The sequence below is a fragment of the Brevundimonas diminuta genome (assembly GCF_022654015.1).
Lineage (GTDB): Bacteria > Pseudomonadota > Alphaproteobacteria > Caulobacterales > Caulobacteraceae > Brevundimonas > Brevundimonas diminuta_C.
The window spans coordinates 23,227-37,835 of record NZ_CP073063.1; the positions used below are offsets into that span (position 1 = coordinate 23,227).

General features: G+C 66.7%; 15 protein-coding genes. 9 read left to right on the forward strand and 6 right to left on the reverse strand.

Annotated elements, in window-relative coordinates:
* The first annotated feature begins 55 nt into the window (after positions 1-55).
* On the forward strand, positions 56-1,588 hold the full coding sequence (locus tag KAK88_RS00100) for a DUF1570 domain-containing protein (protein ID WP_242077390.1): 1,533 nt from the start codon (positions 56-58) through the stop codon (positions 1,586-1,588).
* 13 nt (positions 1,589-1,601) lie between these two features.
* On the opposite strand, the gene KAK88_RS00105 is transcribed toward KAK88_RS00100, so the two are convergent.
* The gene (locus KAK88_RS00105; protein ID WP_242077391.1) at positions 1,602-1,748 is read right to left on the reverse strand and encodes a hypothetical protein; all 147 of its coding nucleotides are present in this window, start codon (positions 1,746-1,748) and stop codon (positions 1,602-1,604) included.
* Between the two features lie 175 nt (positions 1,749-1,923).
* Between KAK88_RS00105 and KAK88_RS00110 the strand changes: the two genes are divergently transcribed.
* From KAK88_RS00110 to KAK88_RS00120, 3 genes are all read left to right on the forward strand, one after another.
* Positions 1,924-3,567, forward strand: a complete 1,644-nt coding sequence (locus tag KAK88_RS00110) for a peptide chain release factor 3 (RefSeq protein WP_242077392.1) — start codon at positions 1,924-1,926, stop codon at positions 3,565-3,567.
* Positions 3,568-3,621: 54 nt separating this feature from the next.
* Complete coding sequence (locus KAK88_RS00115; RefSeq protein ID WP_242077393.1) at positions 3,622-3,966, forward strand: hypothetical protein; 345 nt, start codon at positions 3,622-3,624, stop codon at positions 3,964-3,966.
* 106 nt (positions 3,967-4,072) lie between these two features.
* Complete coding sequence (locus KAK88_RS00120; RefSeq protein ID WP_242077394.1) at positions 4,073-5,287, forward strand: hypothetical protein; 1,215 nt, start codon at positions 4,073-4,075, stop codon at positions 5,285-5,287.
* 3 nt (positions 5,288-5,290) lie between these two features.
* Here the strand turns inward: KAK88_RS00120 and cysQ are convergent, their stop codons facing one another.
* Entirely contained in the window at positions 5,291-6,118 is an 828-nt protein-coding gene (gene cysQ, locus KAK88_RS00125) for a 3'(2'),5'-bisphosphate nucleotidase CysQ (protein ID WP_185224427.1), read from the reverse strand.
* Positions 6,119-6,214: 96 nt separating this feature from the next.
* On the opposite strand from cysQ, the gene chpT reads away from it, so the two are divergent.
* From chpT to KAK88_RS00140, 3 genes are all read left to right on the forward strand, one after another.
* Positions 6,215-6,886: a histidine phosphotransferase ChpT gene (gene chpT, locus KAK88_RS00130; RefSeq protein ID WP_242077395.1), complete on the forward strand. Its 672-nt coding sequence runs from the start codon at positions 6,215-6,217 to the stop codon at positions 6,884-6,886.
* Positions 6,887-6,977: 91 nt separating this feature from the next.
* Positions 6,978-7,355: a response regulator gene (locus KAK88_RS00135; protein ID WP_017505646.1), complete on the forward strand. Its 378-nt coding sequence runs from the start codon at positions 6,978-6,980 to the stop codon at positions 7,353-7,355.
* Positions 7,352-8,167, forward strand: coding sequence for a CheR family methyltransferase (locus tag KAK88_RS00140; protein ID WP_055806824.1), 816 nt, complete (start codon positions 7,352-7,354; stop codon positions 8,165-8,167). Before KAK88_RS00135 ends, KAK88_RS00140 begins: the two co-directional genes overlap by 4 nt.
* A gap of 21 nt (positions 8,168-8,188) precedes the next feature.
* On the opposite strand, the gene cckA is transcribed toward KAK88_RS00140, so the two are convergent.
* Genes cckA through fliQ form a run of 4 tightly spaced genes read right to left on the reverse strand, consistent with a single transcriptional unit; the run spans position 8,189 to position 12,397 of the window.
* Positions 8,189-10,240, reverse strand: coding sequence for a cell cycle histidine kinase CckA (gene cckA / locus KAK88_RS00145; protein WP_137720227.1), 2,052 nt, complete (start codon positions 10,238-10,240; stop codon positions 8,189-8,191).
* Positions 10,241-10,291: 51 nt separating this feature from the next.
* A complete protein-coding gene (gene flhB / locus KAK88_RS00150; protein WP_055753861.1) occupies positions 10,292-11,368 on the reverse strand; it encodes a flagellar biosynthesis protein FlhB in 1,077 nt (358 codons plus the stop codon).
* On the reverse strand, positions 11,361-12,134 hold the full coding sequence (gene fliR, locus KAK88_RS00155; RefSeq protein WP_039246288.1) for a flagellar biosynthetic protein FliR: 774 nt from the start codon (positions 12,132-12,134) through the stop codon (positions 11,361-11,363). Before fliR ends, flhB begins: the two co-directional genes overlap by 8 nt.
* Positions 12,134-12,397, reverse strand: a complete 264-nt coding sequence (gene fliQ / locus KAK88_RS00160) for a flagellar biosynthesis protein FliQ (RefSeq protein ID WP_017505641.1) — start codon at positions 12,395-12,397, stop codon at positions 12,134-12,136. The genes fliR and fliQ overlap by 1 nt, the downstream gene beginning before the upstream one ends.
* Positions 12,398-12,695: 298 nt before the next feature.
* On the opposite strand from fliQ, the gene folE reads away from it, so the two are divergent.
* Positions 12,696-13,280, forward strand: a complete 585-nt coding sequence (folE, locus tag KAK88_RS00165) for a GTP cyclohydrolase I FolE (protein WP_055753859.1) — start codon at positions 12,696-12,698, stop codon at positions 13,278-13,280.
* 63 nt (positions 13,281-13,343) lie between these two features.
* Positions 13,344-14,501 (forward strand): acyltransferase family protein, encoded by a 1,158-nt coding sequence (locus KAK88_RS00170; RefSeq protein WP_242077396.1) that lies wholly within the window; start codon positions 13,344-13,346, stop codon positions 14,499-14,501.
* The last annotated feature ends 108 nt before the right edge of the window (positions 14,502-14,609 follow it).

The following is a 14,609-nucleotide window of genomic DNA, read 5'->3' on the forward strand; positions in this document are numbered from 1 at the left end:
AACTTGCCAGACATCTTGGGTTGTGGCTGGTATTTCCTGTAGGAGGAGCCAGATCATGAATGCTTTCAGAACCGTCGCCGCTGTTGCGGTTCTAACGTCATCCGTGTGCGCAACGGCGCCGGCGCGCGCGGACTGGCTGAAAGCCGAGAGCGAGCACTTCGTCGTCTATGGCGATACCAGCGAAGGCGCGATCCGCGAGTACACCCGCAAGGTCGAGCGGTTCGACGGCGTCATTCGCGTCTTCTTCCCCGTCCCATCAGACATCGACGTGCCGCCGCTGGCCATCTATCTCGCGGACGGGCGGGCCGATATGCGCAAGGTGTGGCCCGACATACCGGAGAACGTCGGAGGCTTTTACACGCCCGGCAACGAACGGATTTTCGCAGTCACCGGCGGACGCGGGTCGGATAACGACCACACCCTGTTCCACGAATACGCGCACCATTTCATGCGCCAGTATCTGCCGGGAGCCTACCCAAGCTGGTTTGTCGAGGGTTTTGCCGAATATTTCGCCACTGCCGACGTCACAGTCGGGCGAATGAAGGTGGGTTTGCCCAACCAGGGACGGATGTATTCCCTGCAGGGCGGCCTGAACAGGTGGATGCCGATGGAAACCCTGCTCCGATCCCGACCGACGGAGGTGCAGGGCCGTGGTCACGCCTACTATGCCCAGGCCTGGGCGCTGACCGCGTATTTCATGAGCACGCCGGAGCGCCGTGTCATGCTGAGCAAATATCTGGCCAGCGTCATGAGCGGAGAGGACCGCGTCACGTCCATGACGGCGGCGACGGGGCGAACGCCGAACCAGCTTCAATCCGACGTGCATAACTATCTGGAGCGGATGACTTACCAATGGCAGGATCGAGATTTCAAGCAGGCCGAAGTCACGGTCAGCCGCATGCCTGCCTCCGCGCGCGATCTGGTTTGGCTGGACCTCCGCCTTGCGCGTTTCGTGCCAGAAGATCGGCGTGCGGCAAACCTTGCCGAAGCCGAGCGCGCCCATGCTCGCTACCCTGGCGACGCCATGGCCGCTAGGGTGCTAGCTCAAGCCCATATGGACATGCAGCAGGATCAGGACGCGGTTCGCGTTCTTGATCACTACCTCCAGCAAAACGCGGAAGACGCATTGGCTCTAAGGCTGAAAGCCGTCGCCTTGATGAACGCCGGCGATGAGGACGACGCTCATAGGGCTGCCCTCTATTCCCAAGCCCGAGCAGATTTGTCGCTAGCTTATCGCATCGATCCGACCGACTACCGGACCTATATGGCGATGGCCCGAAATCGCCAGGATCAGCCGGGATATCCGACCGAAAACGACCTCCAGGTTCTGCTGATTGGATCGGAGCTCGCGCCGCAAGTTCAGCAGTTGCGTTTCGAAGCAGGCAGCGCGCTTCTCGCTAGGGAGAAATACGCAGACGCCATCGCCTACCTGTCACCTCTGGCCAACGACCCGCATGGCGGATCAGAGTTGGACGGCGTTCGCCGCGTCCTCGCTGAGGCCCGCGCCAAGGCTGGACTCAATCCCTCGGCAGAGGAAGCGCCGCCTGCGGACGAGGGCGATGAGGCCTCACCGCCACAGACCTCGTAAGATACGCACGGCTTTAGAGTATCTGATTGAAGACGATGTGCACGACAGTTGCGATCAGGATGATCGCGCCAAAGCCGATGACGAGGCCGATGGCCGGATGAAGCGGTCGGCTTTCGCGGCGACCGCCGACGATACGATCTTGAGGATGGATGACAGCCATCGTCCTTGTCCTTTCCCTATGATCCCGGATTGATCCGGGAGGGGAGCGTCGAACTCTGACGGCCTGATCGTCTCCTCCAGAACCGAGCATGACTCCGATAGCCCTTCGTGGCGAGGGGTTATTTCGTCCGGCGCAATCCCGTGACTTTGAGGCGTGTCCGCGCTAGTCGCGCGCCATGTCCTTATTGACCCTGCCTGAAGAAGCGGCGCGCCGCCGGACCTTCGCCATCATCGCCCACCCGGATGCGGGCAAGACGACCCTGACCGAGCACATTTTGTTGGCCGGCGGCGCCATTCGTGCGGCCGGCGCCGTGCGGGCGCGCGGCGAGAACCGGCGCACCCGTTCGGACTGGATGAAGATCGAGAAGGAGCGGGGCATCTCGGTCTCGGCCTCGGTCATGACGTTCGAGCACGACGGCAAGATGTTCAACCTGCTCGACACCCCGGGGCACGAGGACTTCTCGGAAGACACCTATCGCACCCTGACCGCCGCCGACTGCGCCATCATGGTGCTGGACGCCGCCAAGGGCATCGAGCCGCAGACGCTGAAGCTGTTCGAGGTCTGCCGCCTGCGCGACATTCCGATCATCACCTTCATCAACAAGCTGGACCGAGAGGCCCAGGACCCGATGGCCCTGCTGGACGACATCGCGTCACGCCTTCAGCTGGACCCCGCCCCGATCTGGTGGCCGGCCGAGAGCGGCAATCGCCTGCGCGGCATGGTCGAGGTCGGCACCGGCCGGTTCCAGCCCTATACCCGCAAGGCCGCCGGTTCGGCCGAGGATCCCGAACACCCCGCCGCCCTGCCGCTTGACCAGGCGGCGCAGTATTTCGAGGCGGGCGAGCAGGACAATCTCGCCGAGGCCGTCGAACTGGTCGAGGGCGGCTATCCGGCCTTTGACCGCCAGGCCTTCCTGGAAGGTCACATGACGCCGGTGCTGTGGGGCTCGGCGCTTCGCCACTTCGGCATCGACGAACTGCTGAAGGCCATCGGCGACTGGGCCCCGGCGCCCAAGGTCATGAAGGCCAAAAGGGAATCCCCGCCCGAGACCCGCAACGCCCCCGCCCCCGTCGAGACCGAGGTCGAACCGGGATCGAACGAAGTCACCGGCTTCGTCTTCAAGGTCCAGGCGAACATGGACCCCAATCACCGCGACCGGATCGCCATGTTCCGCATGGCCTCGGGCGCCTTCAAGCGCGGCATGAAGCTGAAGGTGCAGAACACAGGCAAGTCCCTGTCGGTCAATGCGCCGATCATGTTCTTCGCCTCGGACCGCGAACTGGCCGACGACGCCTTCGCCGGCGACGTGATCGGCATTCCGAACCACGGCGTGCTGCGCGTCGGCGACAGTCTGTCGGAGAGCGGCGTGGTTCGTTTCGCCGGCCTGCCGAACTTCGCCCCGGAAATCCTGCAACGGGTTCGCGTGAAGGATCCGCTGAAGGCCAAACACCTGAAGAGGGCGCTTGAAGGTCTGGCAGAGGAAGGCGTGACCCAGCTGTTCCGTCCCGAAATCGGCTCTGACTTCATCGTCGGCGCCGTGGGCCAGCTTCAGTTCGAGGTCATGGCCGACCGTCTGGGCGAGGAGTACGGTCTGGATGTCGTCTTCGAGCCGTCCCCCTACGCGGAAGCGCGCTGGATCGCTCCAGGCTCGGAGGGCTCCGACGCGGACGTCGAGGACTTCAGCGGCAAATATCGCCCCCAGATGGCCCGCGACATCGACCAGGCCCCGGTCTTCCTGGCCAAGTCGAGCTGGGAGACCGGCTATGTGGGCGAACGCTTCCCCAAGATCGCCTTCACCAAGACGAAGGAACGCGGCTAAGGCCGGCGCCGCAAACGACTTCCTTTGGTCACGCGGCTGAGCCATTCTGAGGTCATGTCGACGCTTCTCGCCCTCGCCAGCACCGTCTTTATGCTGCAGGCCGCCCCTTCCGTGGGGCTGGTTTCGTATGAGGAGGCGGTGCGCTGTGCGGGCCTGACCCAGGCCGCGTCGGAGCTTGAAGGCGGAGAGAGCGCGCAAGGGCGTCGGCTGTATGACGCCGCGCTCTATTGGTCCCTGGCGGCCATGCAGGCCGCGACGGCGGCGGGCAAGGCGGCGTCGACCGCCGAGGCCGATCAGACCCGCGCGCGCATCACTGCCGTGCGTCAGCTCAACGCCGAGGCGCCCGAGGCGCGCGCCAATCTGCAACGCTGCCAGCAGAAGACGCCAAAACTCGACTAGGTCGCCGGCATAAGGCCAAGCCGAACCGCATTCCCGGCGCTGCGTTTGCATTGGACGCCGCAGGTGACGCAGTCTGCGTCCCGAAGCGGGATAACCGAGGTCCAGCATGTTCGAATTCGGCCGTGATCTTCGAAAACTCTTCGCCCAGGCGCGAGAGAGCGAAGACCTGGGCTGGGTCGAACTGATCGGCGCCGATCTGCTGCGCGCCGAGGCGCGACGCGAGACCACGGACGCCGGACGCGTCTCCTGCGCCCGTCCCTTCGAGACAGAAAACCGCGCCTGCGCCCTGTGGCGCGAACACGCCCGACGCACCGGCGCCGCCGACAGTCTGGACCGGGCCGAACGCTGCGCCGAAAGCCTGACGCGTTCAGCTGTTGGCGAGGATCAGATCGCGCGGGCCGCCATGGCCAAGGCGGCGGTGCTGATGCTGCGCTTTGATCTGTGCGGCGATCCCGCCCGTCTGGACCGCGCGGCGACGACCCTGGCGGCGGTCGGACAACCCCGTGGCCGACGCATCGCCGCCGGCATGGCCGCGCTTCACGCCCGGCTGACGGTCCGCACGGCCCGGCTGAGCGGCGACATCGAACGCCTTCATCAGGCGACTGCCTTGATCGATGAGGCGGTGCGCAGGGACAACGCCGAGGACATGGATCTGCGCATGGATCGCGCGGGCCTTTCGCTGGAAATGGGCGTGGTCCAGCGCGACGTGCAGCTGCTAGATCAGGCCGGCCGCGACCTGGGCGCCCTGGTCGAGGCCGCCTCCCCCGACCATCGCCCTCTGACCCGCGCCCGCGCCCTGGCCCTGTGCGGCGCCGGCCTGTCGGCCCTGGCCGCGATCGCGGGGCATGACGAGGCCCGCAACCAGGGGCGGATCATGTTCGACGCCGCCGCCGATCAGTTCACGCCGGATCACAGCCCGCTGGACTGGGCCGCGATCCAGGTGCTGCGCGTCGGCGACGACGCCCAGCCGCTGATGCTGCTGACCCAGGCCGAAGCCCTGACGCAGGGCGGCGAGCTGATCATCGGCGCCCTGGCGCGCGAGCGCCGCAGCACGCGCGAGGTGGCCCTGGCCGAGGCGGTCAAGAACCTGACCGCTCTGATGACGCTGGAGACCCGCCTTCGCGCGCGCATGGCGACGGCGACGCCGCTCGACTGGGCCGCCGATCAGATCGGCATGGCCGAGATCATGTTGGCGCGGCATCGGTTGGGCGGCGTCGTCCCGACCGATCTGGGGCTGATCCTGGGCGAGGCGGCGATGACGGCCCGGGAAATGGGCGTCGACGCCCTCGCCGACCGCGCCGAGGCGCTCCTGAGAGCCTAGACTTCAGCCGCCCATGGCGACGAAGGCGCCGTTCAGGAACCGCGTCTTGCCATAGGCCATCCGCTGCCCGTCATCGGCCAGCACCCGCCCGCCGGCGGCTTCCAGCACCGCCTGGCCCGCTGCGGTGTCCCATTCCGAGGTCGGTCCCGTGCGCGGATAGGCGTCGAACCGCCCCTCGGCGATCAGACAGAACTTCAGCGATGAGTCCGTCCCCTGCCAGCGCGAGCAGCCGTGACGCGCGGCCAGACGAGTCGCCTCTTCGTCGGTGACGCTGTGGCTCAACAGGGCCATGCCTTCCTGCGGCCGGTCGCGCACCCGGATCGGACGCCAGTCCTCGCCCGAATGGGCCTCGCCGGCCTGAAGGGCGCCGAACTGACGCCGAAAGGCGCCGCCCTCGGGCTTGTCGGTGCGCCAGGTCGTCGCCGTCGCCGGCGCCGTGACCACGCCCGCGACCGGATAGCCGTCATGAATCAGGGCGATATTGACGGTGAAGGCCTCGCCGCCACGCACGAAGCCGCGCGTGCCGTCCAGCGGATCGATCAGCCAGAACCAGTCCTCGGCCGCCTCGGGCGCGCCGTCGGCAGACACCGCTTCTTCCGCCACCGTCTGCACGCCCGGATATAGGGCCGCCAACCGTTCCAGGATCAGGGCCTCGGCCGCCCGGTCGGCCTGGGTCACCGGGCTGTCGTCGGACTTGGTCTCGACCGCCGTGCCTGCGCGCCAATAGGGCAGGATCAGCCGCGCGGCCTCCTCTGCGATCTCGGCGATGGCCAGGGACAGCGCGCCGGACGTCAGATCGCGCTCTAGAGCGGGTGTAGAAGAGGTCGTCATTGGCGGGTCGATAGACCATCCGGGCGGTTCCATGAACCGGCAAATCACTCCAACTTCGCGCGCGACACGAACTGTGACTTGAGCGCGCCAGACATCATGACCTCCCCCCACGACACAGACGCCGCTCCGCTGGACCTCCCGGTCGATGGGACGGAGCTTGCGACCTACATCGCGGCCAAGCTGTGCCATGACTTCATCAGTCCGTCGGGCGCCATCGTCTCCGGCCTGGACCTGATGCAGGATCCGACCGCTCAGGACATGCGCGACGACGCCCTGGCCCTGATCGAACAGAGCGCCAGGAAGATGGTCGCCTTGGTTCACTTCGCCCGCGTCGCCTTCGGCGCCGCCACCACCAGCGAGAAGTTCACCGCCCGCGAGATCGAAGGTCTGGTGTCCGGCATGGTGCAAGGGGGCCGCGCCTCGCTGGACTGGCGCATCGCCGACGGCGAGTTCACCAAGCCCCAGGCCCGCGCCCTGACAAACCTCGCCTATCTGACCGTCGGCGCCCTGCCGATGGGCGGCGTCGCTACGATTCAGTCGCGGGTGGAAGACGGCCTGCTTTATCTCGAAGGCTTCGCCGAGGGCGCCCGCGCCCGGCTGAAGCCCGAGGCCGTCACGGGTCTGGCCGGCGAACGCCTGGTCGAGGGCCTGGCCGGCCAGTGGATCCAGCCCTACTGGCTGTGGCTGACCGTGAACGAGGCCGGCGGCGCTCTACGCGTCAAGGTTGAAGACGGAAAGGTCGCACTGGTCGCGCGAATGCCTGCCTGAGGCGTTTCCAAACGACTCATTAACTGGCGTTTGAGATAAAAACAGTCCATGCGCCACGGGCGAAAGCCGTCGTGTCATTGAGGGATCGACCTTGGACTTCCGAACCTGCCTGATCGTCGACGACAGCCGCATCATCCGCAAGGTTGCGCGTCGTATCGTCGAGGGCCTGGGCTATGAGGTCGATGAGGCGGCGGACGGCTCCGAGGCCCTGGCCTATTGCACCGGCGCCATGCCCGACGTCCTGCTGGTGGACTGGAACATGCCCGTGATGGACGGCATCACTTTCCTGCGTCGTCTGCGCGCCATGCCGGGCGGCAAGCAACCCAAGGTGCTGTTCTGCACGATCGAGACCCGCCCCGAGCGGATCGCCGAAGCCCTGGCCGCCGGCGCCGACGACTATGTGATGAAGCCGTTCGACGGTGAAATCCTGCAGTCCAAGCTGACGGAGGTCGGAGCGATCGCCGCATGACGCCAGAGGACTTCGACAAGCTGCAGTCCCTTCTCGCCACCCGCGCCGGCTATCGGCTGTCGCGGGATCGCATCCACCTGGCCGAACACCGGCTGGGTCCGATCGCGCGGCGCGAGGGCTACGCCAATGTCGAGGCCCTGCTGACGAACCTGTGGGCCAATCCGGTCGCCTCCCTGGCCTGGTCGGTGATCGAGGCCCTGCTGAACGCCGAGACCTGGTTCCGTCGCGACCGCACCCCTTTCCGCATCCTAGAGACCGAACTGTTGCCGGCCCTGTCCAAGGCGCGGCCCGACGGGCGGATCAAGATCTGGTCGGCCGGCTGTTCGACCGGCCAGGAGGCCTGGTCCATCGCCATGGCGGCCAGGGAGATCGGCGTCGACGTCGATCTGGTCGCCACCGACCTGTCGCAGCGCGCGATCGAGAAGGCGCGCTCGGGCCTCTACACCGGCTTCGAGATCCAGCGCGGGCTCACGGCCAAGACCATGCTGCGCTGGTTCGAACCACGGGAAGACCAGTGGATCGTCAAGGCCGAACTGGCCGACGCCGTGCGTTTCGGTCGGGCCAACCTGCTGGACGAACCGACCGATGACGCCCGTTTCGACGTGATCTTCTGCCGAAACGTCATGACCGATATGGACCCGTCGCGCCGCGCGCGTCTTCTTGACGGACTGGAGCGCCGCCTGGTCGATGACGGCTGCCTGCTTCTGGGCGTGGACGAAAGTCTGGAGGGCGAGACGGTCGCCTTCCGCGCCGTGAACGGTCGCCGGGGCCTGTATGTAAAGGCGCCGTCCGCGCTTCGCCGCGCCGCCTGACCCCGCCCTTCATGCGGGCGATCAGCCCGCGTGCAACTCCTGCTTCACCCGTTCGGCCAGGGTCTTGATGTCCAGCGGCTTGGGCAGGAAGGACACGCCCGTCTCGTCCTGCAACAGGTCCGAAAAGTCGCTCTCGGCATAGCCCGAGATGAACATGACCGGCGCGTCGCCCAGATATTTGCGCGCCTTCTTCAGCAAGGACGGCCCATCCAGCCCCGGCATGATGACGTCGGAGATCATCATGTCGATCTGGCCGGCGTGTTCCTCGGCCAGCAGCAGGGCCTCCTCGCCGTCGGCGGCCTCGATGACCTCATAGCCGCGCTGGCGCAGCAGCCGGGCGGCGATGCCGCGCACGGCGTCCTCGTCCTCGACGAACAGGATGCGGCCGGCGCCCGACAGGTCGCGCGGCGCCTTGGCCTTGACCTCGACCGGCTGAACCTCGGCCAGCTCAGCCTCGCCCGCCGCCGGCAGGAAGATGCGGAAGGCCGCGCCCATTATCTTAGAGTCTGGGCCTTCGATGTTGCTGACGGTGATGTGGCCGCCCGCCTGCTGGACGATGCCATAGACGGTGGCCAGACCCATGCCGGTCCCCTCGTTCACCGCCTTGGTGGTGAAGAAGGGTTCGAAGATCTTGTCCGCCAGTTCGGGCGGCACGCCGGGTCCGGTGTCGGACACCTCGATCAGCGCCACCTCGTCCGTCGGCGCATCGACCCAGCCCAGGGCCCGCGCCTCGTCGCCCGTCAGACGACGCGTGGCGATGGTGACGACGCCGGCGCCCGGCTCGACCACGCCGCGCATGGCGTCGCGCGCGTTGACGGCCAGGTTCATCACCGCCGTCTCCAGCTGAGACTTGTCGGCCAGCACGACTGGCAGGTCGCGTCCGTAGTCGGTCTCCAGCCGCACGTCCTCGCGCAGCAGCCGCCGCAACAGGATAGCGAACTCGCCCACCAGTTCGCCCAGGTCCAGCCGCTCGCGCCGCACCGTCGACTTGCGCGAGAAGGCCAGCAGTTTGCGCACCAGATCGGCCGCGCGAATGGCCGTCTGACGGATCTCGTTCAGCCCCTCGTACGAAGGATCGCCCACCGGGTGCCGTTCCAGCAAACCCGACAGCTGAAGCTGGATCGCCGTCAGCAGATTGTTGAAGTCGTGCGCCACGCCCCCGGCCAGCTGGCCCACGGCCTGCATCTTCTGGGCCTGGTTGAGCTGCAGCTCCATCGACTTCTGGCCCGAGACGTCGAACAGCCAGATGCGCCGCTTGTCGCCCTCGGGCGCCACATACAGATGCAGCATCTTGTCGGGATAGGCCCGCGCGACCAGTTCGATCGGCCCCGACGATCCGCCCGCCAGCTTCAGCCGCGCCTCGGCGATGCCGCCCGGATCGAACAGATGCCCAAAGGCCGCATCGCGCGCCGCCCCCGGTCCGGTCAGAACCGCCAGCGCCGGATTGGCCTCTTCCGCGCGGCCGGAAAACAGGTCGTCGCCGCCGATCACGGCCGAGCCGAACGGCGCCCCTGCGGCCATGGCCCGCGCCTCGCCGGTCGCCGCGGCGGCGGGCGTGTGGACGGGCGCGGCGGCGATGGGCAGGACGGCGTCCGGCGCCGCGCGCATCAGGAACCGGCCCTCGCCCGCCTGGCCGATCACGACCTCGACCTCGCGCTGTCCGATCATGACGATGGCGCGGCCCGGCTCGCCTTTGCGCGCCTGGGCGAAGGCCATGTACAGCGCCTGCGCCGACTTGCCGCGCGGCAGGGCGCCGGTCGCGCCGTTGGCCTCGGACCAGGCGGCGTTGAAGGCCAGGATCTGCCCTGAATCCCACACCAGCGCCGCCGGTTCGGCCATGGCGTCCAACACCTCGATGGCCGCGTCGCTGCTCGGCTTGGCGTCCGCCGCCCGGCGGAAGCCGAAAAGACCGATCAGGGCGATGGCGCCGACGGTCAGGATCAGCACCAGTCCCGGCGCCGAAATCGGATTGTCCCGAAAGGCCGGATAGGCCAGGGCCGCGATCGCCACGACGACCCCGAACGCCATCACGCCGGACAACAGGTCGAACGAAGGGCGGCGGGTGGACGTCATACAGCCTCGCGAATCAGTGTTGCGATCATACGCCCAAATCCTGACGCCGCCTTACCGGCGCTTGCGGGACTGGAAGACGAAGCCGATGATCTTGGCGGCGGCGTCGAAATGTTCGCGCGGAATGACCTCGTCCACCTCGACGGTGGCGTACAGGGCGCGCGCCAGCGGCACGTTCTCGACGATCGGCACGCCGTGCTCGGTCGCCACTTCGCGGATGCGCAGGGCCAGGGCGTCCACGCCCTTGGCCACGCAGATCGGCGCCCCGTCGCCCTGATCCGGCTCATAGCGCAGGGCGACCGAATAGTGGGTCGGGTTGGTCACGATGACGGTGGCCTTGGGCACATTGGCCATCATCCGCTGGCGGCTGCGCTGCATGCGGATCTGCTTCAGCTTGGCCTTGATGTGCGGATCGCCTTCGGACTGTTTGAAGTCTTCCTTCAGCTCTTCCTTGGTCATGCGCATCCGCTTGGCGAAGCGCATCTTCTGCCAGATGAAGTCGGCCCCGGCCGTGGCGCCCAACAGGATGATCGAGGCCACGAACAGCGAGATCGCCATGTCGCGCGCCAGCGGCAGGATCGCCAGCGGGCTGATCGAGGCCATGTTCTCGAACTCGCGCAGGTGCGGCTTCAACACCATCCAGCATACGGCGCAGACGGCGATCAGCTTCAGGAAGGTCTTGACGAACTGCGCCAGGCCATCGGGGCCGAAGATGCGTTTGAACCCCTGCATCGGACTGACCGCCGACCATTTGGGCTTCAGCTTTTCGGCGGTGAAGATCAGGCCGGACTGGGCCACATTGCCCCCGACCCCGCCCAGAATGGTCGCCAGCATAACCGCTCCCAGAAAGGGCGCCACGGCCCAGACGGCGCGCACCATGATCTGGTTGCCCGCGCCCGAGTTCAGCACGCCCAGCATCTCGTGCGGGGCGGCGATGAAGGGCAGCATCTGTTCGGCGATGGACGAGGCGAACCAGCCTCCCCCCATCAGGATCACCGCCGCCGCCCCCGCCAGCGACAGCACCTGGGCGACATCGGGCGACTTGGCCGCATCGCCCTTCTTTCGGGCGTCCTCAAGCTTTCGCGGGGTCGCCTCTTCGGTTTTCGACTCGGGATCCGCGCCTTCAGCCACCGGGGCCTCCCAGCACGAAATACTCCGCCAGACGGCGGTAGCGGTCGATGAAGAGGGTGCCCAGCGCACCCAGACTCAAGGCGAAAATCGACAGGCCCAGGATCACGCTCAAGGGCGCGGCGGCGAAATAGACCTGGAATGACGGCATGACCCGCGCCACCAGGCCGGACGCCAGGTTGAAGATCAGAGCAAAGACCAGCACCGGCGCCGACAACTGCACGCCCAGAAGGAAGCTGTCGCCCAGGGTCCGCACCGCCATCTGGGTGAAGTCGGCCATCATCAGCGGCTGGGCCGGCGAGATCAGCCGATACGATCCCACCATGCCGGCGATGAACAGGTGGTGGGTGTCGGTGGCGAACAGCAGCGTCACCCCCAGCAGGGCCAGAAAGGCGGCGATGGTCGAACCGGGCTGGGCCTGCATCGGATTGGCGGTCTGGGCGAAGCTCAGCGTCGTCTGCAACGACACGATCTCGCCCGCCGTCGCCAGGGCGCTCATGAACATGCGCAGCAGCAGGCCGATCATCAGTCCGACGACCACCTCGCGGATGATCCATCCGACCATCAGCCCCATGCTGTCCGGCAGGCCCGGCAGCGATGCGCGCACCACCGGCCACAGCGCCAGACTGATGACCAGGGCCAGCGACAGTCGCACGCGCGGCGGCACATAGGCCTCGCCGAAGCCGGGGATCAGCATCAGGATCGCCCCGATCCGGGCGAAGATCAGCCCGCCGGCCCAGACCTGATCGGCGGTCGCATAAGCGTCCACTACATCCCCGCGATGCGGGCCGCGATCTGGCGCATGAAGCCGCCCAACAGGGCGCCCATCAGCGGCAGGAACAGGATCAGTGAAACGAAGATGGCGATGATCTTGGGCGCATAGATCAGGGTTTGTTCCTGAATCTGCGTCAGGGCCTGGAACAGGCCGATCACCACGCCGACGACCAGACCGACCAGCAGCACCGGCAGGCACAGCTGGATCGTCAGCCAGATGGCGTCGCGCCCGACGTCCAGAACTTCCGCGCCGTTCATCGGCCCACTCCAGAAACTACTGGGCAGAAAATGCCGACAGGATGGTTAACAGGCCGCTAACCAGACGCGTCTTCGTCCAGACCTGACCACGGAAAAATCTCGCGTGCAGCCTTGAACGGCGCCGCTTCCATGCCGACTTCCCCGCCTTCGCCTTGGGGAGCGCCAGCCATTCGATTTCAGACGAATTAGACGAATTAGACTCTCTTTTTCGGACTTCGCCGTCTGAACGTGCGTCCGCCTCGTAATGGGACGGCTCGCCCTCTCCCCTTCCCTCAAGCGCTCCGCTATCTAGGCCGCCATGACCGACGCCCCCGCCTCCAAAGTCTCCCAGGCCGACGCCGAAGCCGCCGTCCGCACCCTGATCGAATGGGCCGGCGACAACCCGGACCGCGAAGGTCTGCTGGAAACCCCCGCCCGCGTCGCCAAGAGCTACCGCGAGCTTTTCCAGGGCTATGAGGTCGATCCGCTCTCCTATCTGGAGAAGACGTTCGAGGAAACCGGCGGCTACGACCAGTTGGTCGTGCTGAAGGACATCCGCTTCGTCAGCTTCTGCGAGCACCACATGCTGCCGGTCGTGGGCAAGGCGCACGTCGCCTATCTGCCGACGGACCGCGTCGTCGGCATCTCCAAACTGGCTCGCGTTGTGCGCGGTTTCGCGCGACGCCTGCAGATCCAGGAGAAGATGACCTCCGAGATCGCCGAGGCCATCCAGACCGTGCTGAAGCCGCACGGCGTCGGGGTGGTCATCGAGGCCGAGCACAGCTGCATGACCCTGCGTGGCGTCAATGCGCCCGGCGCCAGCCTGTCGACCAGCCACCTGATCGGCGTCGTCCGCGACGACCCCCGCACCCGCGAAGAGTTCATGCGTCTGGTGCTGTCTTGACGTTCGCCTGACAGGCGAACTGGCCCGACGCTTGCGGTGAAGGGATCAAAGGAGGCGCTGACGATGCCCTGGTCCCTGATTTCGACCCGCAATGAGACAGTTCAGATCGCCCGCGGCGGCTGGCTGGACGCGCTGCGTTTCATCGTGGCCTTCCTGATCATCCTGCATCACTTCCAGGCCGCAGGGCCCGAGCCGCTCGCCCATCTGATCAATCCGATCTTCGAACGCGGCGGCTTCCTGCTGACCAACTTCTTCCTGATCGACAGCGGCTATGTGCTGATGCGCGTCTATGGCGCGGCGGTGGACAAGGGCCGGATGTCGCCCGGCGACTTCTTCCTGAAGCGGTTCCTGCGCGTCGTGCCCGCCCATCTGATCATGGGCCTGTCGCTGGTCGGCTTCGTGCTTCTGGCCACCGCCGCCGGCTCGCCGCCCCGCAACCCCGAATGGTTCGCCTGGGATCAGCTGCCGGCCCAACTGCTGTTGCTGCAATCCTATGGCGTGCATGGCGGCCTGGGCTGGAACGCCCCGACCTGGTCGATCTCGGCCCTGATCGGCTGCTACCTGGCCTTCCCCTGGATCATTCGCGGCCTGATGCGTCTGGGTCCGTGGTCGGCCCTGGCCGTCGGCGTAGGCGTCTATCTGATCGCCAACCAGCTGTGCTGGTCGTTCCTCGGCTATCCCGTCTATCAGATGCCGATGCGCTACGGCATCATCCGCGCCCTGCCGCTGTTCTTCCTGGGCATGTGCCTGGCCTGGTTCGCCCAGAAGGTCTGGATCGCCCCGCGTCTGGCCGGCTGGGCCGGGGTTCTGGCCGCCATCGGCTTCTTCGCGCTTCAGCTCCACGACAAGCACGCCCTTGTCGCCCTGACCCTGATCTCGATCATCATCCTGGCCGCCGGCGCCATGCCTGTGACCAAGCCCTCGAACTGGGTCGAGACCGCCGCCATGGTCTCCTTCTCCATGTTCATCTCCAACGAGGTGGTCCGCATCGTCTGGTTCGGCGTGGTCAATGCGGTCGAGGCGCGCGTTGGCTTGCCCCTCTTCGTTCAATGGGGCCTGTGGGGCCTGGGCGTCATGGCGGCGGTCGCCTTCGCCTTCGCCTTTCACTTCGCGATCGACAATCCGATCCAGACCCGCATCCGCGCCTGGCTGAAGCGTCGCAGCGCCCGTCGCGGCAAGGCCCAGCCCAAGCTCGGCCCGGTCATCTCCATCGACGGCTGACTGCCCTGAGCGACCGACGATCCTCGACCAAAGTCGGTCTCTTCAGCCGCCTTCCTCTCGGTCAATGTCGCCCTCCACGCGTCCGGCAGGCCGCGCATAACGGCCGAC